We start from the raw sequence: 25,100 nt of genomic DNA on the forward strand, positions 1-25,100 counted from the left end.
GTCGGAGCGGGTTGTTGGCCTAAGCCGCAGCGCTGGTGAGACGATGGACGGGTGAATGATGCAGATAACACCCAGGTCTCCACGTCCCAGCCACTCGAGGAGCGCGTCAACAACCGCTCGCAGCGGCCCAGCTCCGACGCCTTCAAGGCGTTCATGGCCAGCAACTGGGCCCCGGCCCCGGACGAACTGCCGGAGCGGGACGCCGTCGCCGGCCACGCCGCCGGCCGGCGGCGGGCCGTCTCCGAGCTGTTCAAAGGCGAACGACTGGTCATTCCTGCCGGGCCGTTGAAGATCCGCTCCAACGACTGCGACTACCGCTTCCGGCCGCATTCCGGCTTCGCGCACCTGACCGGCCTCGGACTGGACCACGAGCCCGACGCCGTGCTGATCCTGGAACCGACCGATGAAGGCAAGGGCGACGACGGCGGGCACCACCGCGCAACCCTCTATTTCCGCCCGCTGGCCGGCCGCGACACCGAGCAGTTCTACGCCGACTCCCGCTCGGGCGAGTTCTGGATCGGCGCCCGGCCGACCCTCGCCGAATTTACGGCCCGGCTGGGCCTGGAAACCGCGGACCTGGCAGAGCTCGAACTCGCCATCACCAAGAACGTGGGCGCCCCGGAAATCGGCGGCATCTCCATCCGGCTGGTCCGCAAGGTGGACGAGAACATCGACGCGCTGGTCGACACCGCACGCTACAACACCGCCAAGGACCCGGAAAACCTGGACCTGGAGGTGCTGGACGCCCTCGATGAGAAGCTCACCGAGGCACTGTCCGAGCTGCGGCTGCTCAAGGACGAGTGGGAAGTCGAACAGGTGAAGACGGCGGTGGCCGCCACCGTGCAGGGCTTCACCGAGGTGGTCAAGGCCCTGCCGCGGGCGCTCACGCACCGCCGTGGCGAGCGCGTGGTGGAAGGCGCGTTCTTCGCCCGCGCCCGCGAGGAAGGCAACGAACTCGGCTACGACACCATCGCCGCCGGCGGCAACAACGCCACCGTGCTGCACTGGACCCGCAACACCGGCAAGATCAACGCCGGCGAGCTGCTGTTGCTGGACGCCGGCGTTGAGGCCGATTCCCTCTACACTGCCGATATCACCCGTACCCTGCCCGCCAACGGCACGTTCTCGGAGATCCAGCGCAAGGTCTACGAGGCCGTGCTCGACGCCGCCGACGCCGGCTTTGCGGCCGCACAGCCGGGAACCAGGTTCCGCGACATCCACACCGCGGCCACCACCGTGCTGGCCGAACGGCTCGCCGAGTGGGGCCTGCTGCCGGTCTCCGTGGAAGAAGCCATCAGCGCCGACGGCCAGCAGCACCGCCGCTGGATGCCGCACGGCACCAGCCACCACCTTGGCCTGGACGTGCACGACTGCGCGCAGGCCAAGCGGGAGTTGTACCTGGACGGCGTCCTCACCCCCGGCATGATCTTCACGATTGAACCGGGCCTGTACTTCAAGTCCGAAGACCTCGCCATCCCGGCGGAATACCGGGGCATCGGTGTCCGGATCGAGGACGACATCCTGATGACCGCGGACGGCCCGGTCAACCTCAGCGCCGCGCTCCCCCGCAAGGCCGACGACGTCGAGTCCTGGATGGCGGGGATCTATCAGGACCTTGAGGCGCCGCTGGCGTAACGCAGGCTCCGCTGCCGGCCGGCGGGCAGGAAAACCGGCCGGCCGCCGGGCAGGGACCGGCCGGGCGGAGGAACGCCAGGACCCCAGAGGCTTTAGCGCTGCTCGCCCTCCGGGTGCGGCTCGTCCGGCTGCCGGGTCCCGCGGGGATCGTCCTGCGTGCCGGCACCGGTGACGCGGACGCCGTACTGCGGACGGCCGTCCGGCAGGTCCGGGTAGCTGATGGCCGAGGGCCGGCCCGGCTCGGGCTGCTGCGCCCCCTGGCCACCCGACGCCGGCTGCTGCTCCGCGCCCGGGGCCCGCTGGCCGTAGGGATCGCTCCAGCCGGCGGGGCGCTGCGGCGCAGCCCCGGTCCCCGGCTGCTGCGGACCCTGCTGCGGATGCTGCTGGAACGGCGGGTTCTGCGGATCGTACTGCTGGAAGCCCGGTCCGGCGGCGTCGCTGCGGGTCATCGGCAAGTGCTGCAGCAGACGGCGCGCCTCGTGCGCGGCCTCGAACGCCACCACCACGTCATAGTTGGTGGCCACCACCTGGCTGGTCGAGGTGAAGTCCCGCTTGCCGCGCTGCATGGCGTAGGTGACGATGCCGAACAGCATGAAAAACGCCGCACCCATCAGCACCGAGGTCACAATCGAGAAGTACCCCGGAGTCGTCGAGAAAAAGGACAGCATGACCCCGACGAAGAGCCCGAACCACATGCCGCTGAGCGCACCGGACAACGCGACCCGCGGGTAGGTGAGCCGGCCGGTGACGCGCTCCACCATCTTCAGGTCGTTGCCAACGATCGAGACCAGCTGCACGGGAAACTGCTGGTCTGCCAGGTAATCCACCGCCTTCTGCGCATCCAGATAGGAGTTGTAGGAACCGACGGTGTCGCCCTTCGGAACGGCACGGGCCTCGTCAGCCCTGCCCGAAGCGCCGGCCTTGGGACCACCAAAAATGTTTGACATACGCCCATTCTCGCCCATCCCGCTGTGCGGCGCCTGCAAATTCAGCTAAAAGAGAGCGGACTCGGTAGCCTGTAGGAGTGAGCACAACTCTTTCGCGGGTATTTGTCGCGCGCCTCCTTGGACTGGACGTCTTCGACCCTCTGGGCGACCGTCTGGGCCGGTTGCGCGACGTCGTCGTGCTCTCCCGCGGCAACCGCGGCGCACCGCACGTGGTCGGCATCGTCGTCGAAGTGCCCGGCAAGAAGCGCGTTTTCGTGCCGATGACGCGGATCACGTCGATCGACCAGACCCAGGTGATCTGCACCGGCCTGGTGAACCTGCGGCGTTTCGAACAGCGCGGCGCGGAGACCCTGGTGGTCGCGGAAATGTTCGACCGCCGCGTGACACTGGCCGACGGCAGCGGCGACGCCACGATCGAAGACATCGCGATGGACCGGCACCGTTCCGGCGACTGGATCGTCAGCAAGCTCTTCGTCCGGCGCGGTCATTCGCTCTCCCCGCTTAGCCGGCTGCGCCGGAACGAAACAATGATCATCGACTGGGCCGACGCCCGGCCGGGTGCCAAGACGGAACCGCAGGCAGCCACCCAGTTCGTCGCCACGCACGAGGATCTGAAGCCGGCCGACTTCGCCGAGGCCCTGCAAGAGATGAGCGACAAGCGCCGCTTCGAGGTCGCCAGCGAACTCCAGGATGAACGCCTCGCGGACGTGCTCCAGGAAATGCGCGAAGGCGACCAGGTGGAGATCCTCTCTGCCCTGGATGTCGAGCGCGCCGCCGACGTGCTCGAGGAGATGGACCCCGACGACGCCGCCGACCTCCTCGCCGAGCTCCCCAGCGCCCAGGCCGAGGAACTGCTGCAGCTGATGGAACCGGAAGGCGCCGAAGACGTGCGCCGGCTGCTCGAATACGACGAGGACACCGCCGGCGGACTGATGACCCCGGTCCCGGTCATCCTCCCCCCGGAAGCCACCGTCGCCGAGGCCCTCGCCCACGTCCGGCGCGAGGAACTCTCCCCGGCGCTGGCCTCCTCGATCTTCATCACCCGGCCGCCGCTGGAGACGCCGACGGGGCGCTTCCTCGGCGTCGTGCATATCCAGCAGCTGCTGCGCTACCCGCCGCCGGAACCGCTCGGCAACCTGGTGGACAAAAACCTGGAGCCTGTTTCGGACCAGGCCCACATCAGCGAGGTGGCCCGCGCACTGGCCAACTACAACCTGAATTCACTTCCCGTGGTCAACGACGACGGCCGCCTCGTGGGGGCGGTGACCGTTGATGACGTGCTGGATCACCTGTTGCCCGATGACTGGCGCGCCCACGAGGACGACGCCCCGATAAGGAAGCTAGGAGGCCGCATTGGCTGATCTCAACGCGCCGCGGAACTCCAACGCCAACCAGGGCGCACGGACCGCCGGCAGCCTGGACACCCCGCTCAGCGGGCGCCAGCGGATCCTGCCGAAGTTCTCCCCTAACCCGGATGCCTTTGGCCACGCCACCGAGGGCTTCGCCCGGTTCATGGGCACCCCGCAGTTCCTGGTCTACATGACCGTGTTCTGCGTCTTCTGGCTTGCCTGGAACACCTGGGCGCCCGTCGACTGGCAGTTCGATTCCAGGGACCTCGGCTTCACCCTGCTCACCCTGATGCTGTCCTTGCAGGCGTCCTACGCGGCCCCGCTGCTGCTGCTGGCGCAGAACCGCCAGGACGACCGCGACCGGGTCACGCTCCAGCAGGACCGCCAGCGCGCCGAACGGAACCTTTCGGACACCGAGTACCTGACCCGGGAGCTGGCGTCGCTGCGGATCGCGCTGCGCGAGGTCGCCACCCGCGACTACGTCAGGGCCGAACTGCGCAGCCTCCTGGAGGACATGCTGGAGGCCCAGGAGGAACTGCGCAGCCACGACCCGGCCTCCGGTGCGCACGAGAACCTGCGCGAGAAGGCCAAGGACAAAGTCAGGGACCGCCGCGACAAGCAGCGCATCCCCCGCACCCAGCAGATTCCGCGGGTCCGCGGCGAGGCCAGAACCGAAACCGCGCCCGGAGCTGGCCCCGAGCGCGCCGCGGCTTCCGATCAACGCACCACTCCGAAAGCCGAGCAAAGCCCGCAATGAGCGTGCCCCAATGAGCACCCCGCAGGGATCCCCGGCAGCGGCGGAGCTCGAACAGTCCGTGCACGCCGCACTGGCCACCGTGATCGACCCGGAACTCCGACGTCCTATCACGGAGCTGGGCATGCTTGATTCCGTGAACATCTCCGCTGACGGCCGGGCGGCGGTTACCGTGCTGCTGACCATCGCCGGCTGCCCGTTACGGGGTACCATCACTGCCGATTGCGAAGCCGCGCTGGCCGCGGTCCCCGGGATCACCGGCGTCGACGTCGACTTGAAGGTGATGAATCAGGAACAGCGTGATGCCCTCAAGGAACAGCTGCGCGGCCCCGGCGGTCGCCGCGGGATCCCCTTCAACGCCCCCGGTTCACTCACGAAGGTGTACGCCGTCGCCAGCGGCAAGGGCGGCGTGGGTAAATCCTCGGTCACGGTGAACCTGGCCTGCGCGCTGGCGGCACAGGGCCTGCGAGTCGGCATCGTGGACGCGGACGTCTACGGTTTCTCAGTTCCTGCCCTGATGGGCATCACCCAGGCACCGACCCGGGTGGACGACATGATCCTGCCGCCGGTCGCCTACGGCGTCAAGGTCATCTCGATCGGCATGTTTGTCACCGGAAACCAGCCCGTGGCCTGGCGGGGGCCGATGCTGCACCGGGCTTTGGAACAGTTCCTCACCGACGTCTATTTCGGCGACCTGGACGCCCTTTTCCTGGATCTTCCGCCGGGCACCGGGGACATCGCCATCTCCGTGGCGCAACTCCTGCCGAAAGCCCGCCTCCTGGTGGTCACCACGCCGCAGGCGGCCGCCGCCGACGTCGCCGAGCGCGCCGGGGCCATCGCGGTCCAGACCGGCCAGACCGTGGCCGGCGTCGTGGAGAACATGTCCTACTTGGAAATGCCCGACGGCGCCCGGATGGAACTCTTCGGCAGCGGCGGCGGCGCTGTACTGGCCGAGCGGCTGTCGGCGACGGTGGGTTCCGAGGTACCGCTGCTGGGCCAGATCCCGCTTGACATCCTGCTCCGCGAAGGCGGCGACTCCGGCGTTCCGCTGGTCCTCGGCCGGCCGGAGACCCCGGCGGCCGTTGCCCTGACCGGCATCGCAGCTGCCCTCGCATCCAGTCCCCGCGGGCTTGTCGGGATGCCGCTGGGACTCCAGCCCCGCTAGGCCCATCCCAGGTCCGGTCCGGCTGGTCGGGCTTAGGTTGCCTCGGAGTCGAAGGGCGCGGCTTCGCCTTCGGCAAGGCGCTCCACGGCCCGCGCGGGGCGCCGTTCCGCTGTGCCGGCGTTGGCGACGGCGGCAGGCGCACCCGGGCTCATGGGCTTCGTGTCGTCGTCGAGCAGGGCTTCTTTAATGATCCGGCGCGGGTCGTACTGTCTGGGATCGTACTTCTTCCAGTCCACATCGTCGATGTCGATGCCGACTTCTTCCTTGATCTGCTCCCGCGCTCCGGAGGCCATACGCCGGACTTCCTTGACGATGTTGGCCAGCTTCTGGGTGTATTCGGGCAACCGGCTGGGGCCGATCACCAAAAGGCCGACGATCAGCAGAATTATGAACTCCGGTCCGTTGATTCCAAACACCCTAGGAAGATTACCCTCTCTGTGTGGCGAGCGACGATTCGGCCCACGGCCGGGCGCCACGCGAGGTCAAGGGTCTGCCACGAAGCCCGCCAGCCGCTCGCGTTCAGCCCGCCAGCTCTCCCATGACACGGTCCAGTCCGCGCTCCAGCCGGGATGGAACGTCGTCCCGCGGAGCTGGTGCAGCCGGTCACGGGGCGCCCGCCAGCCCTCCCGTGCGGGCCAGCAGGCGGGCTGTCAGGTCACCGCTGGCCGCAGGCACGGCCGCGCCCCGCAGCCGTTCCAGATACTGCTGCTCACGGCGTTGCCGAAGACGGCAGCTGGCGCAAGCCTCGAGGTGTTTCCGGCGCCGGTCCTGCCGCCCTGCAGTGAGCCGGTAGCCGCCGAACCAGGCCCGGCGCCGGGCCAGATACCCGCACCGGAGTCCGCCCAGGAAGTGCTTCAGTTGCCGCATTGCCCGTCAGAGCAGACCCGCAATGCGGGGCATCTTGAGCCGGGGCTTGAGCGACTGTTTTCCGGCCGCCGCGGACCTGGGGGCGCGGTGGGCGAGTTTTTCACGCAACATGGTCCGGCCGCGGTGGATGCGGGACCGGACGGTGCCGAGTTTGATGTCCAGGGCCGCGGCGACCTCATCGTAGGACAGGCCCTCAAGGTCGCACAGCACGACAGCGGCCCGGAAGTCCGGCGGGAGTTCCTCCAACGCCGCCTGCACGTCCAGATCGAGGTTGTTGAACTCAAAGCTCTGCTCCGGGCCGGGCTCGCGGCCGGGGATCCGGGTCTCCGCGTCCTCCGCCAGCGCATCGAAGCGGATCCGGCTCTTGCGCCGGGCCTGGTCCAGGAAGAGGTTGGTAGTGATGCGGTGCAGCCAGCCATCGAGCGTGCCGGGCTTGAAATTTTCCAGCGAGCGGAAGGCCCGAACAAAGACCTCCTGGGTGAGGTCTTCGGCGTCGAACTTATTGCCCGTGAGGCGGTATGCCAGCCGGTAGACCTTCGCGGAGTGGTTCGTCACCACCTCCTCCCACGTCGGCCTGACCCACTCGGCCTGGGCCGTGGGTTGGGATTCACTATTCTCAGGGACAGCTGCCATAGCCGACATTTGCCCACTCCCCTCGCGGATGGTGTTACGCCCGGATGGCTCTTGCTCCTGCAAGTTCCTTACACCCTGGATTCGACGCCGGTCACCACGCGGATGAGCGGACCATCATCATTTCAAAATAAGCTGGGAATTTCCTGACGCGGCAGCCTTCTTCCGCCACCGGCGGAATGCGGCCCGCAGGCCGGCACACCGGCCGCGGACTCCGCGCCCGAACGCCGGGGAAACGGCGGGACACAGTACGCTGTATGAGACACTCCCCTCCTCCGCCCGGAAAGCGATACCAATGAGCGCCGATAAGTCCACGAGCTGGTCCTACGCAGAAGATCTGCCTGCCGAGGACGAGGTTCTGTTGCGCGCGCGCGAACGGTCTTTCGAGCTTGGCGTTACCCCCATCGGTCCCGGCGTCGGTGCCGTCCTGACAGTCCTCGCGGCTGCGTCCAAAGCGCAAACCGCGGTGGAGATCGGCACGGGCGCCGGCGTCTCCGGCGTCTGCATCCTGCGCGGCCTGGGCCCGCACGCCGTCCTAACGACCATCGACGTCGACGTCGAGCACCTCCGGGCCGCCCGGGAGTCCTTCCACGAGGCCGGAAGCCCCGCCAACCGCACCCGCACCATCTCGGGACGGGCGGGCGATGTGCTGCCCCGCCTGACCGACGGCGCCTACGACCTGGTCTTCATCGACGCGGACAAACCCAACTACCCCGGCTACGTTGAGCAGGCCATCCGGCTGCTGAAGGCCGGCGGCCTGCTGATCATCAATGACGCACTGGACAAGGACCGGGTCTCCAACCCCGCCGCACGGGACGCGACCACCGTGGTGCTCCGCCAGATCGGAAAGTCCATCCGGGACGACGAGCGCCTGGCCTCCGCCATGTTGCCCACCGGCGATGGGCTGCTGGTGGCGGTCAAGAAATAGCAGTTTGGAGCGCCGAAAAGACCCGCCGCCGGGAGGCGACGGGCCCTGTCTCAGGGAACGCCAAACTACTCGGTAGCGCCGACCAGGCATTCCTTGAGGTTTGTCGCTTCTGCAGCGTTGAGTTCGACCACAAGCCGCCCCCCGCCTTCGAGCGGAACCCGCATAATCAGGCTGCGACCCTCTTTGGTCACTTCCATAGGGCCGTCGCCGGTGCGTGGTTTCATAGCCGCCATGAGGAATATCCCCTCCAGTAGTCCCGTGACTTGCCAGCCCGGCCGGGCTGCGTCCGCTTGGTCAAACATGCCGCCGGGCTGCCATGATCTCGCCGCCTGGCTCAACACTCATTTTCCTTAGCTTATGGCCCATTATCCCGTAATTACGCGCGTGTAGCTAATCGTTGGACTTTCCCCGGGGCACCGGCGGGGCTGGGCGGCAGTGTCGCAAAGGTGTCCGGCGTCACGGCGGGTAGTCGCCCCCGCCGGGCAGGGGCGCCCAGGCCCACAGCCACACCACCCAAACCACCTGTAACAAAAGGAACATCAGCACCAGGGTTGCGCGGTAGGCACGGGAGCGGGAAACCCGCGCCGCGGCGAGGGCCAGGGGAAACAAGGGGAGCAGCATCCGGAAGGTGCTGGTCTGCGGATGCAGGAAAACCAGCAGGTAGCCCATGTAACACACGCACCAAAGCCGCAGTTCGGCACCCAGCGAGGCCACGGGCCGTGTCCGCATCAGCGCGGCGAAGGCCAGCGCGACCACGAACGGTGCCAGCAGCCCCAGGACCGGACCGAAGAGCTGCACACCGGTGTCAAACCAGGGCCTGAACGGCACCAGGTCCTGGCCGCGCCAGACCGTCTCCGTCTTGGTGTATGCCTGGATGTCGCCGGTGGCAGCCCACGCGACGGCAGGCCAGAGCAGGGCGCCAAGGCCGCTGACGGCGGTCAGGCCGGCCAGGGACCAGAGCTCGGCACGGCTATGGGCCCTCCCGTGCAGGTCTGGTTCCGCTGCGGCGGTGTGCTGCACGGTCAATGCGGCCCCGGCATCCGTCCTCCGGCCGAGAGATGCGGCCCTCAGGTGGGGAAGAATGCGGTACAGGAACAGCAGCCCGATCATGGCGGCGAAGGGAACACCGGTAGGCCGCGAGAGGCACATCAGGATGACCACCGGCATCGCCCCGAGATAGCGCCGACGCACCACCAGCAGCAGTGCCGAGGCCAGCAGCAGCAGGTTTAAAGACTCCGCATAAGGCACCTGCAGCACCGGGGAGACCGGGAACGTCGCGATCAAAACCGCAGCCCACAGGGCCGTGCGGTGCGAGGCCCGGTGCGCGAACAAGCGGTAGATCACCAGGACAGCGGCCAGCCCTGAGATCATCGCGATAAGGGTCAGGGAGGCAGCCGGGGCGATCCCGGCCAGCCCGGTCAGGGAGCGGCCCAGCAAGGGGAAGAGCGGGTAGAACGCCCAGGCGTTTTCCTGCACGTTGCCGGCACCGTCGGCAGGAAGAACCGCCGGGTAGCCGTTGGTCAGCGCTTCGCCGTACCAGCGGGCATCCCAGATGTTGATGAAATTCCAGTAGTCCGGCTTCGGCGGAAACCACGGATTCACGCCCTGGTGCAGCGCGGCGGCCATGAAGATGCAGGCACTGACCAGGCGCGCGGCGAGGTACAGCGCGCCCACTTGCAGCCACCACGGCCAGGCGTCCGGGCGGGAGAAGGAGGCCGCGGCCCGGTCCCGCAGGGCCGTGCCCCGGCCGAGCGGGTCCCGGTCCGGCGCCGTTTCGCTCACGGTGCCGGGTGCTGGACGGCGGTGGGCGGCTCGACGGCGGCCGGCTGCTCGCGGGCGGGGTGTTCTGCGGCGGAGCGGGGCCCTTCGGCGGCGCGGGGCCCTTCGGCGGCGCGGGGCTCGGCTGCGGCGGCGAGCCGGGCCCGGAGGCCGGCAATTTCGCGGTTCTTCCCGGCGATCTGGTCCCGCAACTCGTCGAGGACCTGGTCAACCTGGTCCATCCGGTAGCCCCGAACGCCAACGGCGAAACGGATCCGGTCGACGTCGGCCGGCTCTGCCGCCTCGGGGAGCAGCACGGCGGGAAGGGATGCCACCGGCTGATCAAAACCGTCGTCGAAAGGCTGCTCAGCCGCGCGGCGGCGGAAGATCCGGGACCCAAGGTCGGTGCCGAGGAGGATGGCGAGGGCGGCCAGCACGACCGCCACGAAGACCAGGAAGAAACTCACAGGTCCATCGTGCCAGATCAGCGGGGCGCGCTGCTCAGGCCGGCGGACGGGCCCCGATTCCGGCGTCGCCGTTGCCGCTGCCGTTGCCGTCAGCACCATTGCCGCCGTTGACCCCGTTGCCGGCCGCGCGGGTGCCGGTCGGGTTCCGGTGCCGGGCCGCGCCCTCCACGATAAGTTCGACGGCGAGCGCGGGGTCGTCAACGAGCTGCACGAGGTCAAGGTCTTCCTCCGCCATCATCCCCTCGGCGACCAGCGTGGACTGGAGCCATTCCAGCAGCGGACCCCAGTAGGCGGTGCCGATCAGCACGATCGGGAAAGACGTCACCTTCCGGGTCTGGACCAGGACCATGGCTTCGAAGAGCTCGTCGAGGGTCCCCAGGCCCCCGGGCAGCACGATGAACCCCTGCGCGTACTTCACAAACATGGTCTTCCGCGCGAAGAAGTAGCGGAAGTTGATACCCAGGTCCACCCACTGGTTCATGCCTTGTTCGAAGGGCAGTTCAATCCCGAGCCCCACGGAGACGCCGTTCCCCTGGACGGCGCCCTTGTTCGCGCCTTCCATCGAGCCGGGGCCGCCGCCGGTGATGACCGCCAGCCCCGCCTCGGCCAGGCTGCGCCCGACGTCGACGGCAAGTTCGTAGTTCACGCTGCCCGGCAGGGTCCGGGCGGACCCGAACACGCTGACGGCCGGCCCCAGATCGGCGAGCGCGCCGAACCCTTCGACGAATTCGCTCTGGATCCGCAGCACCCGCCACGGATCCGTGTGTACAAACTGGCCCGGGCCCTTGGTGTCCAGCAGCGTCTGGTCCGACATTGTGACCTTGGCGGCCTTGCGGCGCAACTCCAGCGGGCCCTTGTGCCGGATGCCGTTGGCTGGCGGGGCGTCCCGCCGGCCCGCACCTGCATTTCCGGCTCGGTTCGGCTCTGCTGGAGGCTGCTGCTCGGTACTCATCCCCCTAGGCTAACGCGGTTGGCCCGGCCGGGCGGCCCGGCGCGGCAGACCGGTTTGCGGGCGGCCCCGATGCCGGTCCGCGGATATCTCTTGGGTCACGATGTAGGGCAACTCCGGGTGATTGGCGTCATATCCGGCTAATGTTCGCTAGATTTCTTCCTATGACTACTCAAGTGCCCGGCGATGCCCTCGTCTCCCTGACTGCCGTCAACAAGCATTACGGCCAGCTGCACGTCCTCAAGGACATCAACCTGTCCGTCCGCAAGGGAGAGGTTGTCGTTGTCATCGGCCCCTCGGGCTCCGGCAAGTCGACGCTCTGCCGCGCCATCAACCGGCTGGAAACCATCGACGACGGCGTCATCAAGATCGACGGCAAGGAACTGCCCGCTGAGGGCAAGGACCTGGCCAAGCTGCGCGCCGACGTCGGGATGGTCTTCCAGTCCTTCAACCTGTTCGCGCACAAAACGATCCTGGAAAACGTCACGCTGGGACCGATCAAGGTCAAGGGCGAGTCCAAGGGCCAGGCCGACAAGGACGCCATGGCGCTGCTTGAGCGCGTCGGCGTCGGCCACCAGGCCCCGAAACTGCCGGCCCAGCTTTCCGGCGGCCAGCAGCAGCGCGTCGCGATTGCCCGCGCGCTGGCGATGAAGCCCAAGGTGATGCTGTTCGACGAGCCCACCTCGGCCCTGGACCCGGAGATGATCAACGAGGTACTTGACGTCATGATTCAACTGGCCAAGGAGGGCATGACGATGATCGTGGTGACCCACGAGATGGGCTTCGCCCGCAAGGCAGCGGACCGTGTGGTCTTCATGGCCGACGGCCAGATCGTCGAGGACGCAACGCCGGAAGAGTTCTTCACCAACCCGAAGAGCAGCCGCGCCAAGGACTTCCTGTCCAAGCTCCTGACGCACTGACCCGCACCCCCTTCCACGCATCACTCCTGAACCTCCGCAGAGTTCGCACCCAGGCCGCCGGGAGGCGGCCGACCAATGAAAGGAATGTCATGAAGGCATTTTTGACCCGAAGGAAATCCCTTCTGGTTGCCGCATCCGCTGCTTTGGCCCTGAGCCTGAGCGCCTGCGGCGGCAGCTCCTCCACTACCAACCCGCCCGTAGCCGAGAAGCCGAGCTTCGCCGCCGACAGCACCATGGCAAAGCTTTCCTCTGCCGGCAAGATCACCATCGGCACCAAGTTCGACCAGCCGCTGTTCGGCCAGAAGGGCCTCGACGGCAAGCCTGTCGGTTTCGACGTTGAGATCGGCAAGCTGATCGCCGCCAAGCTGGGCATCGGCGCGGACAAGATCGAGTGGGTCGAGACGGTCTCCGCCAACCGCGAGCAGTTCATCAAGCAGGGCAAGGTCGACATCATCGTCGCCACCTACACGATCAACGACAAGCGCAAGACCGAAGTGGACTTCGCCGGGCCGTACTACGAAGCCGGCCAGGCCCTCATGGTGAACAAGGACAACAGCTCCATCACCAAGCCTGAAGACGTCAAGGGCAAGAAGGTCTGCTCCGTGACCGGCTCCACCCCCGCCTCCACCATCGTGGACAAGTACGGAGCGATCCTGGTCCCGGCAGCAACCTACTCGGCCTGCCTGGAGCCGCTGCGCAACAAGCAGGTCGACGCCGTCACCACCGACAACGTCATCCTCGCCGGTTTCGTCAACAAGGAGCCGGACGCCTTCAAGCTCGCCTCCGATGAAACCTTCACCAAGGAGCCGTACGGCATTGGCCTGAAGAAGGACGACAAGGTCTTCCGCAACTGGATCAACGACCAGCTGGAGGCCTTCGAAAAGGACGGTACCTACAAGAAGGCCTGGGAGGCCACCGCCGGCGCCGTCATCAAGACCGCTCCGAAGCTCCCCGCCATCAACCGCTACTAAATCAGGCGTGGCGGCCGCCGGTACCCGCGTTTTCCGCGGACCGGCGGCCGCCATTCACCTGCCAGCGCCTGAACCACCCAACGCAGTTGAAGGAACCTATGGACGTCATCATTGAAAGCCTGCCCCAGTACTGGGACGGCTTTCTCAGAACCCTTTTCCTGGCCGTGGTCTCGGGGATCATCGCCCTCATTTTCGGTACCCTGCTCGCTGCGGCCCGGGTCTCCCCGATCACCGCGCTGCGCGGCTTCAGCATGGCGTACGTGGAGATTGTCCGGAACACCCCGCTGACCATCGCTTTCTTCTTCGCGGCCGTGGTGCTGCCCCGCCTGGGCGTCACCTTCGAACAGTTCGAGATTGCCGCCATCATTGCGTTGAGCGCCTACACCTCCGCGTTTATCGCCGAGGCGGTCCGTTCCGGCGTCAACAGCGTCCCGGTGGGCCAGGCCGAGGCGGCCCGCAGCATCGGCATGCAGTTCAGCCAGGTGCTTTCCTTGATCATCCTCCCGCAGGCCCTGCGCACGGTGATCCCGCCATTGATCAACATTCTCATCGCCCTCGTGAAGAACTCCTCGGTGGCCGGCGCTTTCTACGTGCTGGAGCTCTTCGGCTACGGCAAGCAGCTGGCCAACGACCACGGTGACGCCGTGATGTGGGTCCTGATCGGCGTTGCCTTCTTCTACCTGCTGATTACCGTCCCGCTTGGCTACCTGGCCAATGTGGTTGAACGAAAGGTGGCGATCGCACGATGACTTCCGTTCTCTACGACGTCCCGGGTCCCAAGGCCCGCCGCGTTTCCCTCATTGGCTCGGTCATCGGCGTCGTCGTGATTGCCGCCCTCGTCCTCCTGGCGGTCATGACTCTCGCGCAGCAGGGGATCTTCGAGAGCCAGCGCTGGGCCATCTTCGGCCAGGCCGACGTCTGGACGCTGATCTTCAACGGGATCGCCGCCACCCTCAGCGCAGCCGCCGTGGCCGCGGTCATCTCGTTCCCGTTGGGCCTGCTGCTGTGCCTGATGCGGATCTCGGACGTGGCCTGGATCCGCGTGCCCACCCGCATTGTGCTGGAATTCCTCCGCGGCATGCCGGTGGTCCTGATGATGCTGTTCGTGCTGCTGGTCTTCGCCACCAGCTCGTTCATCGCCGTCGTGGCCGGCCTGGTCCTGTACAACTCGGCCATCTTCGCCGAGATCATCCGGGCCGGCATCCAGTCGCTGCCCAAGGGACAGCGCGAGGCCGGCCTCGCCATCGGCCTGACCAGTTTCCAGTCGCGGCTCACGATCGAGCTGCCCCAGGCCATCCGCCGCATGCTGCCCTCCCTCGTGGCGCAACTGGTGGTGCTCCTCAAGGACACTTCACTCGGCTACATCGTCGCCTACGGTGAACTGCTCCGGGCGGTTCAGGTGATGGCCGACTTCCTCGGTCCGCAGTACTTGTTCCCGGTGTTCTTCGTGGCCGCCGCCATCTACATCGCGATCAACCTGACGGTTTCCCGGCTCGCGATCTGGATCGAGCGCCGCGGGTCCAAGAAGGCCGCCGGCGGCATGGCCCACGTCCCGGTCGCCGGGACCGCCCCGGCCAAGTAGGCCGCCCCGCGGACCCAGCCCCACGGGAAAGGTCCGGAACCCGTTCATTCGGGTTCCGGACCTTTCGTCTTCCGGGCGTCTTCGGGGCGTCTTCCGGGCGTCTTCCGGGCGCTGGCGCCCTACACGCCCAGCCAGGTTCGAAGCGCGCGCAGGCACTCGCGGACCGCGTCCGCGTCGACGTGTTCATCGTCCGTGTGCGCCAGCAGCGCATCTCCCGGCCCGAAGTTCACGGCGGGCACCCCCAGTTCACTGAACCGCGCGACGTCGGTCCAGCCGTACTTGGGCTTCGGCGCGGCGCCCACGGCGGCAACAAAGGAAGCCGCGGCCGGGTGATTCAGCCCCGGACGGGCACCGGCGGCACCGTCGGTGCGGACCAGCTCGAAGCCGGCCAGCAGATCCCGCACGTGCTCCTCGGCCTGGTCCAGGGTCTTATCCGGCGCGAAGCGGTAGTTGATCTCCACGACGCAGCGGTCCGGGATGACGTTCCCCGCGGTACCGCCGTTGATCCGGACGGCGTTCAGGCTCTCGCGGTAGTCCAGGCCGTCCACGGTGACGGTCTGCGGCTGGTAACCGGCCAGCCGGGCCAGGATCGGCGCGGCGGCGTGGATCGCGTTGGCGCCCATCCAGGCCCGGGCGGAGTGGGCCGCCACGCCCGCCGTGGCCGCCTCGAACCGGATGGTCCCGTTGCAGCCCCCTTCGACGGTCCCGTCGGTCGGCTCAAGCAGGATGGCAAAGTCCCCGGCCAGCAATTCGCCATGGTTGCGGACCAGGCGGCCAAGGCCGCTCTTGACCCCCTCGACCTCCTCATGGTCATAGAAGACGAACGTGACATCCTTGCCGGGCGCCGAGCCGCCGTCGAACAGGCCCGCGGCCAGCGCCAGCTGCACGGCGACGCCGCCCTTCATGTCGGTGGCCCCGCGCCCGTACAGGACGCCCTCCCCCGGCGCCCCGGACGGCCAGGAGGACGGCACAGTGCCGCGGGCTCCTTGCGTGGCCGGCAGCGGGACGGTGTCCAGGTGCCCGGCGAGGATGACTCGCTCGGACCGGCCGAGGTTGGTGCGGGCAATGATCGCGTCACCTTCACGGATGACGTCGAGTTCCGGGATGCCGAGGAGGGCATGCTCGACGGCGTCGGCCAGCCGGCGCTCGTCCCCCGAGACGCTGAAAATGTCGATGATGTCCGCGGTCAGGATGGCGACGTCCCGGCGCAGGTCCAGGCGGGCGGGTACAGCGGGGGCAGGATGCTCAATCACCGTTCCACTGTATATGCCGTATATGCCGTATATGCCGCCGGCTCCCCGTCACGGTTTCGGGGTGCGGGCCGGCCGTCGATAGACTTGAACGCATGACTGATACCGCTGCTTCCGCCGTGCCCGACGACGCCCGCTCCGCCTACGGTTACGGGGTCGCGACTGTCGCCACCCGCAATGGAGAGGCCACGGTCCTGGACGTCTGGTTCCCGGCACCGGCGCTCGGCACCGCCGCGGACCACCTGCGCGACGTCGGCAACGCGGACCAGTCGCTGCTGGACATCGCCGAACACGGCGCCGACGCCGACCGCGGCACCGAGCAGCAGGTCCTCTTCGCCCAGATCCATCTCGACGAACCGCCGGCCGACACGGCGGACGCCTACCTGCGCCTGCACCTGCTCTCGCACCGGCTCGTCCGGCCCAACAGCATCAATCTGGACGGCATCTTTGGCAAGCTGCCCAACGTGGTCTGGACCAACTTCGGCCCGGCGGCCGTGGAGGACTTCGAACTGACCCGGGCCCGGCTGCGCCGGCGGGGCGCCGTCACGGTCTACGGCGTGGACAAATTCCCGCGCATGGTCGACTACGTCATTCCCTCCGGCGTCCGGATCGCCGACGCCGACCGGGTCCGCCTCGGGGCGCACCTGGCCGAAGGCACCACCGTGATGCACGAAGGCTTCGTTAACTTCAACGCCGGCACGCTGGGCACCTCCATGGTCGAAGGCCGCATCTCGGCCGGGGTGGTCGCGGGTGACGGCGCCGACGTCGGCGGTGGTGCCTCCATCATGGGGACCCTCTCCGGCGGTGGCAAGGAAACCATTTCCCTCGGCGAACGGGTCCTGCTCGGCGCCAACTCCGGTGTGGGCATCAGCATCGGCGACGACTCCGTCGTCGAGGCCGGCCTCTACGTCACCGCCGGCACCCGGGTACGCGTCGCAGGCCCGAAGGACGCCGACGGCGAGGACACCAGCCGGATCGTCAAGGCGCTGGAACTGTCCGGCGTGCCGAACCTGCTGTTCCGCCGCAACTCCACCAGCGGCGAAGTTGAGGTACTCCCCCGGCGGGGGCAGACCGTCGAGCTCAACGAGGCCCTGCACGCCAACTAGGCGGCAGCCCGACAATCGACCGGCTCAAGTACGGACCGGCCCCGCGGGGCCCGAGGGAGTAGTTACGTGGCACGCAACTGGCGCCGTCGGCTGGTGCTCTTGCTGACCCTGGCGATGGTGGCGGGAGCGATCTACACGGCGGTGGGTTTCCTGCAGCGGTCCGAGACACTGGTCACCGAACGCTGCACGGCAGTAGGCGCCGGCGGCGAAGACCTGGCGACCGACCAGGCGGCGAATGCGGCACTCATCAGCGCGGTGGCGGTCCGCCGCGGGCTGCCGGCCCGGGCCGCGAGCATCGCCCTGGCCACGTCCATGCAGGAGTCGAAGCTGCGAAACATCAGCCACGGGGACCAGGCCGGTCCGGACTCCCGGGGATTGTTCCAGCAGCGGCCGTCGCAGGGCTGGGGGACCGAAGACGAGGTGCAGGATCCCTATCACGCCAGCAACGCGTTCTACGATGCCCTGGTGAAAATCGCGGACTACACGTCGCTGCCGATCACCGAAGCCGCGCAGGAGGTCCAGCGCTCGGCGTATCCCGGAGCGTACGCGCAGCACGAGGCGATGGCCCGGGCCTTCGCTTCCGCCCTCACCGGCCATACCCCCGCGGGCCTGGACTGCGCGCTCCGCAAGCCCGACGCCGCCGGCGACGCCGCCGAGGTCCGGCAGTTGCTGGCCGCTGCGTTCGGGACCGTTCCGGCGTCCACGGCGGACCGCACCGTGACGGTTTCCGCGCAGGATACCCAGGCGTGGGCGGTCGCTCAATGGGCCGTGGCGAACGCCAAGCCGCTGGCCATCACCGACGTCGCAACGGACGGCCGGAGCTGGTCCCGGGCCGCCCGCAACGGCTGGCAGCCCGCTGACACCCCGGCCGGGCAGGTCACCATCACCGTCGCCGCAGCCCCGAAGCCGTAAGCGCCGGCTACAGCCGCGGGGCCGGGCCGCCGCGCGCCGCCTGCAGCCGCTCAGACCAGCAGTTCGACGACCGGCCGCACGTAGCTGCGGAACAGCTCCGGCTCCGACAGCAATTCGGAGCTCATGATGATTTTGTCCGGTTCCAGGTACCAGGCCCGCGGCTCGGCCAGCGGCAGTTCGATGATGGTCAGTTCGAAGTCCCGGGCTGCCCTGCCGACTTCCAGCAACCGGTCATCCACCAGATCCGCCAGGAGCTGGGTGGCACCGCTGGCGTCCCGCTCGGCTTCAAGGGCCAGGTATTCACTCCGCCGTTCGCGGGCCCAGCTCAGGGCGGCGCCGAAGTGCGCCTGCAGGACGCGCCGCAACGCCGGGGAGTTGCCAAAATCCTGGAACGCCGGCGGCCCGAGCGGCGGGTCCACCTCCGGGTGCGCTTTCAGGAGCTGGGCCCACCAGGCCTCCCACTCGGTCTTCAGCACGCCCATGCCGCCTACCTCATCGATGAGGTGTGCATGATCGGCCGGCCGAATCTTCGGGGCGGCATGGCACAGGGCCGGGTGGCCGGCGCAGTCCAGGCCGGCCGCGTCGCGCACGTAGAGCGCAATAAGCATCGGGCCTGACGTGTCCATAGTGATCCGCCAGCCCGGGCCGCCTGTATTGTGCATCCGAAAGCCTCCCTTGGCAAGCCGTATTTCCCCAGTCTATTCCTGAAGGGAGCGCAGGTTAATGGCCGGCCGGGCGGCCCAGGCCCGCAAGGTGGGATTCCAGGACATCGTGGCACATCTGCGCGGTCATCCACTCCGGTTGCAGAAGCGCGTGCATGGTCAGGCCGTCCAGGGTTGCGAGGAGCCGTTCGGCCTCCGTCACCAACCGCTGCTGGTCGGTGCCGGCCGCGTCGCCCGCTCCGGCGAGGTCGAGCATGAGCCGTCCGACGACGGCGGCCACCGCGCGGTGGCTCCGGTCGGCTTCCGCGGCCAGAAACGGGCGGGTCCGGGCTGCTGCCTTGAACGCCATCCAGACGCACGCGTCGACCGCACGCTCCTCATCCAGCGGCAGCAGTTCACCCAGCAGGGTTAACACGGCGCGGCGGTGGTCGGCGGAGCCCGCTGCGGTGTCCGCGACCCGGGCCTCGGCGGCGGCCAGCCGGCCCGCGATCCGGTCCACCACGACGCCGAAGGAGAAGGCCAGGAGTTCGTCGCTGCTGGCAAAATAGTGCCGGACGGAGCCCACCGCCAGACCGGCTTCGTCAGCGACTTCGCGCAGCGACGCCCGTTCCAGTCCGTCGGCTGCCACGATCCGGAAGACGGCTTCGACAACGTCCTGGCGCCGCAGCGCAGCGTCAACAAATTTGGGCATTGGTCCTTTTTAGCACGGTCGTGCTGTTACGGTGGCCCTCCACGCCGGTGCGGGCAACAGCAGCGTCGCGGGAGCAGGGAAGGCAAACGACGCCGGCTGCGCACCTCGTGATCAAGGTGCGGGCCGGCGTCGTTGGCGGGCGGGCGCTAAACCGAAGGGTAGTTCCGCTCCGGTTCTCCGGTGTAGAGCTGCCGCGGACGGCCGATCTTGGTGTTCGGATCGGTGATCATTTCTCGCCACTGGGCAATCCAGCCCGGCAGGCGTCCGATGGCGAACAGCACAGTGAACATCTTCTCCGGGAAACCCATGGCCTTGTAGATCAGGCCGGTGTAGAAGTCCACATTCGGGTAGAGCTTGCGCTGGATGAAGTAGTCGTCCTGGAGCGCCTTCTCTTCCAGGCGGAGCGCAATCTCCAGGAGTTCGTCGTTCCCGCCGAGCTTGCCGAGGATTTCGTGGGCCGTGGCCTTGACGATTTTGGCCCGCGGGTCGTAGTTCTTGTAGACCCGGTGTCCGAAGCCCATCAGGCGGACGCCGTCTTCCTTGTTCTTGACCTTCTCCATGTAGTCCTCGGGCTTGATGCCGTCGGCCTGGATCTGGCGGAGCATCTTGAGCACGGCCTCGTTGGCGCCGCCGTGTGCGGGACCGAAGAGGGCGTTGATGCCGGCGGAAACCGAGGCAAAGAGGTTCGCGTTGGAGGAGCCGACCAGCCGCACGGTGGAGGTGGAGCAGTTCTGCTCGTGGTCCGCGTGCAGGATCAGCAGCAGATCGAGGGCCTTGGCCACGACGGGGTCCACTTCGTACTGCTCGGCGGGCAGACCGAAGCTCAGGCGGAGGAAGTTCTCCACCAGGTTGTGCGAGTTGTCCGGGTACAGCATGGGCTGCCCGACGGACTTCTTCAGCGCGTAGGCGGCGATGACCGGCATCTTGGCCAGCAGCCGGTAGGTGGAGACCTCGACGTGCTCGGGGTTGAAGGGGTCCAATGAGTCCTGGTAGAACGTGGACAGCGCGGACACCGCCGAGGACAGCACGGGCATCGGGTGGGCGTCGCGGGGGAAGCCGCTGAAGAAGCCCTTCAGTTCCTCGTGCAGCAGGGTGTGGTGGCGGATCCGCTGGTCGAATGCTTCCAGTTCGGCCGGCGTCGGCAGGTTGCCGTAGATCAGCAGGTAGGAAACTTCGAGGAAGCTGGAGTGCTGGGCGAGCTGCTCGATCGGGTAGCCCCGGTAGCGCAGGACGCCGGCATCGCCGTCGATGTAGGTGATCGCCGAGGTGGTGGCCGCGGTGTTCATGAAGCCGGGGTCAAAGGCAACGGCGCCGGTCTGCTTCAGCAGCTTGGAAACGTCGTAGCCTTCGTTTCCTTCAACAACCTTGATGCGCGGGAGCTCAAGCTCGCCGCCCTCAAAACGCAGGGTCGCGCTGGTGGTCTCAGTCATGGATTCTCCTCATGGGGTTTCAGGGCCCCTGTTGAAAGCTTGATCCAACATTTGGTGAAGCCGCCCGCGGAATCTACATCTGCACGCACATTCCAACGGCTGCGCTGCCTTCTTGTGGAAAGCCACCATTGATAGTCAGTTAAAAACTACCGGGAGTTCGCGGGTGGCACTAATCCGGGAGCCCCATAAGGGTCCAAAACCGCCGCCCTTGTGGGCCGCATCACAGCATCATGCCGGTCCGGCAGTCAACCTTGCGACGGCGGCATCGATCCGTTCATCAGTCGCGGTCAGCGCCACCCTGATGAAGCCGTTGCCGGCGTCACCGTAGAAAACGCCAGGGCCGACGACGATGCCGCGGTCGGCGAGCCTGCCGACCGTGTCCCAGGTGGCCTCACCCGTTGTGGCCCACAGGTACAGGCCGGCCCGGGATTCGTGGATGGTCAGGCCAAATGCCTGCAGCGCCGGGATGAGCCGCTCGCGGCGCCCGCGGTACAGGTCTTTTTGTGCGCTCACGTGGGCGTCGTCGCCGAGGGCCACGCGCATGGCTTCCTGTACCGGATAGGGAACGATCATGCCGGCGTGCTTGCGGCTGTTGACCAGGTTGGCCATGATCGCGCCGTCGCCCGCCACGAAAGCCGCCCGGTAGCCCGCCAGGTTCGATTGCTTGCTCAGCGAGTAGACCGCCAGCAGGCCCTCGTGGGAACCGCCTGCGACCCGCGGGTCGAGGACGCTGGGGACCGGTGAGCCGCCCCGCTGGACATCCCATTCGCCCCAGCCGAGTTCGGCGTAGCACTCGTCCGAGGCGACCACTGCGCCGAGTTCGCGCGCCTGGTCGACGATGCGTTTCAGCGATGCGGCGTCCCTGACACTACCGGTGGGGTTGGCCGGCGAGTTGACCCAGACCAGGCGCACCCTGGACCGGGTGTGGGCGTCGAGCTCCTCGAGGTCGTCTGCCGCCACGTGCTCCGCGCCGACGAACGTGGCACCGATGTCGTAGGTGGGGTACGCCACGGTGGGCCGGACCACCACGTCGCCCGGCTTGAGGCCGAGCAGGAACGGCAGCCAGGCGACCAGTTCCTTGGACCCGACCGTGGGCATCACGTTCTTCGGGTCGAGCCCGGCGACGCCGCGGCGGCGGTCAAACCAGGCCACGACCGCCTCCCGGAGCGCGGGGGTGCCGTGCACCGTGGGATAGCCCGGGGCATTGGCGGCGGACCGGAGCGCGTCCTGCACCAGGGCCGGCGTGTCGTCCACCGGGGTGCCGATCGAAAGGTTGGCTACTCCCCCGGGGTGCTCGGCGGCGCGGGCCAGGAACGGCGCCATCGCTTCCCAGGGGTAGTCGGGCAGGCTGAGGCCGAAGCTGCGCACCGCAGATGTCACGTGCAGCCGCCCTACTGGTCTTGGTTCTGCGGCGGCAACGCGGCGATCATCGGGTGGTCCGTGTGCGTGTTGCCGATCTTGGCGGCCCCGCCCGGGGACCCGAGGACATCGAAGAACTCGACGTTGGCCTTGTAGTAGTCGGCCCACTCCTCGGGGGTGTCGTCCTCGTAATAGATGGCCTCCACGGGGCACACCGGCTCGCAGGCCCCGCAGTCCACACACTCATCCGGGTGGATGTACAGGGAACGCTCACCCTCATAGATGCAATCGACCGGGCACTCCTCAATACATGCCTTGTCTTTGACATCTACACACGGCTGCGCGATTACGTACGTCACGTCCCTGGCCTCTCCACGTTGGTTCCGGCGACCTGCCGGATATTGCTCCCGGCCTGAGCGCCGGACTGGCTTCTGAGCCTATTATCTCCCAGCCCGCGGCCGCGAACCTAGCCGGGCGTTGCCGGCCCCTGCCCTACGATGAGGAAGTGACTACTCCGGGGCCCGATCCGCAGCAATTCCTGGCCACCACACCCCTGGGCACCCGCGTCGTGGTGCGCTACCGGATTGAGGGTGGCTTCACAGATGCCCTCGGCGAGCTCGTCGCCCGCGCCGACGCCGGCTGCACCGTCCGTACCCGGCGCGCCGACGTCACCATCCCGTGGGAGCTCGTGGCTGCGGCCAAGCAGGTTCCCCCCGCCCCGCCGCCGCGCCCCCGGGGACATGCCCACCCCTAACCCGGTGCGTGGGACATGCCCGCCCTTCCCGAGGAGCGATGGACATAATCCCACTATGTCCATCCGCGGCCACGTGCGGGGAGCATGCCCATTCCTCCCAGCCGCGCACAGGGAGCATGCCCATTCCTCCCAGCCGCGCACAGGGAGCATGCCCATTCCTCCCGGCCGCGCGCGGGGAGCATGCTCATTTTTCGCGGGCCATTTCCCGCCGCGGACCACTATTCGAATCACTACTGGCGGCAGAACAGTGGCACATGTCCAACCATGACGGTGGTGCAGGCATGTTCGTCAAGGCCTGCTTGCGCCGTTGCGGTTCTCAGGCGGCAGCGGAGAGTCGGCTCAGAGCCTCCCGGACCATGGCGATGAATTCCTGCGGTCGATATTTCAACAACGGATAGCTCACGACCAACGTAGGGACACCGAGCCGCGTAGTGACGTTCCACCGCCGTCGATCCTCTTCGAAACTGGTCCGGTCCATGTGGAAACCGGCGCCATCCGTCTCAATCCCCAGCCTGCCGTCCACCATGAGGTCCAGGTGGCCCATGCCGGGAATATTGACCTGTGACTCGACGTGAAACCCGGCCCGCCTCAACTGGAAGCGGGCCATGCACTCGATGACCGACTGCGACTGCGGAACAATCGAAGCGACGATCCGGCGCTCCCGCGCGTCGTTGCGGCCCGATAGCCGCTGTCGGAGGGCCGGCAGCGGGAGGCCCTTGAGGACAACCGCGGATTCGGCAATGACGAGGCCATCCAATTCCGGCAAGCACCGCAGGCTCTGGACGACGGCGTCCAGAAGTGTCGGCGGCGCCGGTGCGCGGTGGCAGACAAAGCCAGGGTAGCTGCGGCTGTGGGTGAGGGCGACATGCTGCTGTTCGGGTGGCTCGAGGACCCAAAGACCGCCAAACTGGGCGGCACTCACGCAGGTAGGCTCGGCCGGAAGAGACCTGATGGCAACGAGTTGCGGATCCGCCTTCGGCAAGGCGTAAACCCCGCGGGACACCCTGGCCACGGCGCCGCTGGCTAAGGCCGCTTTGAGCTGGAACTCGGACACCCCGGCGGCAGCGAGGTGCTTGGCGCGCGCCACGCCGTCGTAGTCGGCAAGCACGTCGTTGATTTTGACCATGGGCCCATCGTGTCGTCGCGCGGCGGACAGGGCACAGCCCCGGTTTCCGCTATGTGCACAAGTCCTAGCCCGGTCCCGGGACGCACGGCTGGGCATCTCCTCCCCTCGCTTGGAGAGGCGGGGAGCCCGGCACAGCGGATGGGCTTGCCGCAGCGGCGCCCATCCACAGGCACGAAAAATGGGCATGCCCCACCGACGCGGGATCCAAGAATGGGCATGCTCCATCCGGACGGAGTGAACGCTGGACAGGTCCCCCGGGCGGCCCAGGACATGTCCGGCCCTCGGCGCAAGCAGTGGACATGATGCCACTATGCCCACTCCCGGGCACGAAAAATGGGCATGTCCCACCCGGGCGGGCGCCAAGCCAGCACTAAGCCTCAGCAGCACCCAAGCAGCCCAGCGCCCAAGCACCTAAGCCTCACCAGCACCAAGTACCCAAGCACCCTCACTCAAGCACCTTCATTCAATACCCCAGCAGCCCAGCAGCCCAGCAGCCCGCCCTGGCGGCACTAGCGGCTGCGGGCTTGGCCGCGGCACCAGAGGAGCACGCCGACCGTGACCGCGGCGATGCCGAAGATCCACAGATTTCCGGCCAGGTCGCCGATGATCAGGCGCCGGCCCGGCTGCAGGGTGGACCACCAGCCGGCGAGGGCGTAGCAGGCGGCGCCGCAGACCGCCGGCGGAATGATGGACCGGAAGGCCGCTGCCAGCAGCACCTCCACGGATGCCAGCAAAGCCAGGGCGGCCACGGCTCCCCATGGCAACGCGATGCCGCCGAGCATCGCCTCCTGCCGGTGCAGGAGCGTGCCGGCCAGGGCAGCGAAAAGAGCTGCCGGCAAGGCGGCGGCAATACCGCCTGCCTTGCCGGCAGCTCTCTTAGTCACGGTG

28 protein-coding genes are annotated in these 25,100 nt (G+C 67.7%); 12 read left to right on the plus strand and 16 right to left on the minus strand.

Annotation, left to right across the window (positions count from 1 at the left end; all coding sequences use genetic code 11):
• Positions 1 to 51 precede the first annotated feature (51 nt).
• On the plus strand, positions 52 to 1,635 hold the full coding sequence (locus AC3ANP_RS00435; protein WP_488331430.1) for an aminopeptidase P family protein: 1,584 nt from the start codon (positions 52 to 54) through the stop codon (positions 1,633 to 1,635).
• Between the two features lie 92 nt (positions 1,636 to 1,727).
• Here the strand turns inward: AC3ANP_RS00435 and AC3ANP_RS00440 are convergent, their stop codons facing one another.
• Positions 1,728 to 2,582, minus strand: coding sequence for a YflT domain-containing protein (locus AC3ANP_RS00440; RefSeq protein ID WP_488331431.1), 855 nt, complete (start codon positions 2,580 to 2,582; stop codon positions 1,728 to 1,730).
• Positions 2,583 to 2,659: 77 nt separating this feature from the next.
• Here AC3ANP_RS00440 and AC3ANP_RS00445 point away from each other — a divergent pair, with 77 nt between their 5' ends.
• From AC3ANP_RS00445 to AC3ANP_RS00455, 3 genes are read left to right on the plus strand one after another with little or no spacing between them, the layout of a single operon-like run.
• Positions 2,660 to 3,943 (plus strand): magnesium transporter MgtE N-terminal domain-containing protein, encoded by a 1,284-nt coding sequence (locus AC3ANP_RS00445; RefSeq protein WP_488331432.1) that lies wholly within the window; start codon positions 2,660 to 2,662, stop codon positions 3,941 to 3,943.
• Positions 3,936 to 4,688: a DUF1003 domain-containing protein gene (locus AC3ANP_RS00450; protein ID WP_488331433.1), complete on the plus strand. Its 753-nt coding sequence runs from the start codon at positions 3,936 to 3,938 to the stop codon at positions 4,686 to 4,688. The genes AC3ANP_RS00445 and AC3ANP_RS00450 overlap by 8 nt, the downstream gene beginning before the upstream one ends.
• 10 nt (positions 4,689 to 4,698) lie before the next feature.
• Entirely contained in the window at positions 4,699 to 5,850 is a 1,152-nt protein-coding gene (locus tag AC3ANP_RS00455) for an Mrp/NBP35 family ATP-binding protein (protein WP_488331434.1), read from the plus strand.
• Between the two features lie 32 nt (positions 5,851 to 5,882).
• Here AC3ANP_RS00455 and AC3ANP_RS00460 read toward each other — a convergent pair whose 3' ends face one another.
• From AC3ANP_RS00460 to sigE, 3 genes are all read right to left on the minus strand, one after another.
• Positions 5,883 to 6,266, minus strand: coding sequence for a twin-arginine translocase TatA/TatE family subunit (locus tag AC3ANP_RS00460; protein ID WP_488331435.1), 384 nt, complete (start codon positions 6,264 to 6,266; stop codon positions 5,883 to 5,885).
• Positions 6,267 to 6,453: 187 nt separating this feature from the next.
• Positions 6,454 to 6,717 (minus strand): hypothetical protein, encoded by a 264-nt coding sequence (locus AC3ANP_RS00465; protein WP_488331436.1) that lies wholly within the window; start codon positions 6,715 to 6,717, stop codon positions 6,454 to 6,456.
• Between the two features lie 6 nt (positions 6,718 to 6,723).
• Entirely contained in the window at positions 6,724 to 7,359 is a 636-nt protein-coding gene (gene sigE, locus AC3ANP_RS00470) for an RNA polymerase sigma factor SigE (protein WP_488331437.1), read from the minus strand.
• Positions 7,360 to 7,642: 283 nt separating this feature from the next.
• On the opposite strand from sigE, the gene AC3ANP_RS00475 reads away from it, so the two are divergent.
• Positions 7,643 to 8,275, plus strand: a complete 633-nt coding sequence (locus tag AC3ANP_RS00475; RefSeq protein WP_488331438.1) for an O-methyltransferase — start codon at positions 7,643 to 7,645, stop codon at positions 8,273 to 8,275.
• Positions 8,276 to 8,340: 65 nt separating this feature from the next.
• Here AC3ANP_RS00475 and AC3ANP_RS00480 read toward each other — a convergent pair whose 3' ends face one another.
• From AC3ANP_RS00480 to AC3ANP_RS00495, 4 genes are all read right to left on the minus strand, one after another.
• Complete coding sequence (locus tag AC3ANP_RS00480; protein WP_488333110.1) at positions 8,341 to 8,508, minus strand: DUF3117 domain-containing protein; 168 nt, start codon at positions 8,506 to 8,508, stop codon at positions 8,341 to 8,343.
• A gap of 223 nt (positions 8,509 to 8,731) precedes the next feature.
• Complete coding sequence (locus tag AC3ANP_RS00485) at positions 8,732 to 10,057, minus strand: hypothetical protein (RefSeq protein WP_488331439.1); 1,326 nt, start codon at positions 10,055 to 10,057, stop codon at positions 8,732 to 8,734.
• Entirely contained in the window at positions 10,054 to 10,500 is a 447-nt protein-coding gene (locus AC3ANP_RS00490; protein ID WP_488331440.1) for a DivIVA domain-containing protein, read from the minus strand. Before AC3ANP_RS00490 ends, AC3ANP_RS00485 begins: the two co-directional genes overlap by 4 nt.
• Before the next feature lie 34 nt (positions 10,501 to 10,534).
• Entirely contained in the window at positions 10,535 to 11,314 is a 780-nt protein-coding gene (locus tag AC3ANP_RS00495) for an LOG family protein (protein WP_488333111.1), read from the minus strand.
• A 299-nt stretch (positions 11,315 to 11,613) separates the two neighbouring features.
• Between AC3ANP_RS00495 and AC3ANP_RS00500 the strand changes: the two genes are divergently transcribed.
• The 4 genes from AC3ANP_RS00500 (at position 11,614) to AC3ANP_RS00515 (ending at position 14,922) form a co-directional block, all read left to right on the plus strand.
• On the plus strand, positions 11,614 to 12,369 hold the full coding sequence (locus AC3ANP_RS00500; protein ID WP_488331441.1) for an amino acid ABC transporter ATP-binding protein: 756 nt from the start codon (positions 11,614 to 11,616) through the stop codon (positions 12,367 to 12,369).
• An 89-nt stretch (positions 12,370 to 12,458) separates the two neighbouring features.
• Positions 12,459 to 13,340: a glutamate ABC transporter substrate-binding protein gene (locus AC3ANP_RS00505; protein ID WP_488331442.1), complete on the plus strand. Its 882-nt coding sequence runs from the start codon at positions 12,459 to 12,461 to the stop codon at positions 13,338 to 13,340.
• Between the two features lie 98 nt (positions 13,341 to 13,438).
• Entirely contained in the window at positions 13,439 to 14,089 is a 651-nt protein-coding gene (locus AC3ANP_RS00510; RefSeq protein ID WP_488331443.1) for an amino acid ABC transporter permease, read from the plus strand.
• Entirely contained in the window at positions 14,086 to 14,922 is an 837-nt protein-coding gene (locus AC3ANP_RS00515) for an amino acid ABC transporter permease (RefSeq protein ID WP_488331444.1), read from the plus strand. The genes AC3ANP_RS00510 and AC3ANP_RS00515 overlap by 4 nt, the downstream gene beginning before the upstream one ends.
• Before the next feature lie 119 nt (positions 14,923 to 15,041).
• On the opposite strand, the gene dapE is transcribed toward AC3ANP_RS00515, so the two are convergent.
• Positions 15,042 to 16,175 (minus strand): succinyl-diaminopimelate desuccinylase, encoded by a 1,134-nt coding sequence (gene dapE, locus AC3ANP_RS00520; protein ID WP_488331445.1) that lies wholly within the window; start codon positions 16,173 to 16,175, stop codon positions 15,042 to 15,044.
• Between the two features lie 92 nt (positions 16,176 to 16,267).
• On the opposite strand from dapE, the gene dapD reads away from it, so the two are divergent.
• Both dapD and AC3ANP_RS00530 read left to right on the plus strand, forming a co-directional pair.
• On the plus strand, positions 16,268 to 17,278 hold the full coding sequence (gene dapD / locus AC3ANP_RS00525) for a 2,3,4,5-tetrahydropyridine-2,6-dicarboxylate N-succinyltransferase (protein ID WP_488331446.1): 1,011 nt from the start codon (positions 16,268 to 16,270) through the stop codon (positions 17,276 to 17,278).
• 114 nt (positions 17,279 to 17,392) lie between these two features.
• Positions 17,393 to 18,190 carry a hypothetical protein gene (locus AC3ANP_RS00530; protein ID WP_488333112.1) on the plus strand — a complete coding sequence of 266 codons (798 nt, stop codon included), beginning with the start codon at positions 17,393 to 17,395 and terminating at the stop codon, positions 18,188 to 18,190.
• Positions 18,191 to 18,240: 50 nt separating this feature from the next.
• Here the strand turns inward: AC3ANP_RS00530 and AC3ANP_RS00535 are convergent, their stop codons facing one another.
• The 5 genes from AC3ANP_RS00535 to fdxA form a co-directional block, all read right to left on the minus strand.
• Positions 18,241 to 18,852 carry a hypothetical protein gene (locus tag AC3ANP_RS00535; RefSeq protein WP_488331447.1) on the minus strand — a complete coding sequence of 204 codons (612 nt, stop codon included), beginning with the start codon at positions 18,850 to 18,852 and terminating at the stop codon, positions 18,241 to 18,243.
• A gap of 58 nt (positions 18,853 to 18,910) precedes the next feature.
• Positions 18,911 to 19,543 (minus strand): TetR/AcrR family transcriptional regulator, encoded by a 633-nt coding sequence (locus AC3ANP_RS00540; protein ID WP_488331448.1) that lies wholly within the window; start codon positions 19,541 to 19,543, stop codon positions 18,911 to 18,913.
• A 146-nt stretch (positions 19,544 to 19,689) separates the two neighbouring features.
• Positions 19,690 to 20,973, minus strand: coding sequence for a citrate synthase (locus AC3ANP_RS00545; RefSeq protein ID WP_488331449.1), 1,284 nt, complete (start codon positions 20,971 to 20,973; stop codon positions 19,690 to 19,692).
• Positions 20,974 to 21,201: 228 nt separating this feature from the next.
• On the minus strand, positions 21,202 to 22,353 hold the full coding sequence (gene dapC / locus AC3ANP_RS00550) for a succinyldiaminopimelate transaminase (RefSeq protein ID WP_488331450.1): 1,152 nt from the start codon (positions 22,351 to 22,353) through the stop codon (positions 21,202 to 21,204).
• 11 nt (positions 22,354 to 22,364) lie between these two features.
• A complete protein-coding gene (fdxA, locus tag AC3ANP_RS00555; protein ID WP_488331451.1) occupies positions 22,365 to 22,691 on the minus strand; it encodes a ferredoxin in 327 nt (108 codons plus the stop codon).
• A gap of 146 nt (positions 22,692 to 22,837) precedes the next feature.
• On the opposite strand from fdxA, the gene AC3ANP_RS00560 reads away from it, so the two are divergent.
• Entirely contained in the window at positions 22,838 to 23,086 is a 249-nt protein-coding gene (locus AC3ANP_RS00560; protein WP_488331452.1) for a putative acetyltransferase, read from the plus strand.
• A gap of 316 nt (positions 23,087 to 23,402) precedes the next feature.
• Here AC3ANP_RS00560 and AC3ANP_RS00565 read toward each other — a convergent pair whose 3' ends face one another.
• Complete coding sequence (locus tag AC3ANP_RS00565) at positions 23,403 to 24,212, minus strand: type IV toxin-antitoxin system AbiEi family antitoxin domain-containing protein (protein ID WP_488331453.1); 810 nt, start codon at positions 24,210 to 24,212, stop codon at positions 23,403 to 23,405.
• Between the two features lie 509 nt (positions 24,213 to 24,721).
• Positions 24,722 to 25,096: a hypothetical protein gene (locus tag AC3ANP_RS00570; protein ID WP_488331454.1), complete on the minus strand. Its 375-nt coding sequence runs from the start codon at positions 25,094 to 25,096 to the stop codon at positions 24,722 to 24,724.
• Positions 25,097 to 25,100 lie beyond the last annotated feature (4 nt).

The organism is Arthrobacter sp. JB02-1C, assembly GCF_057748045.1.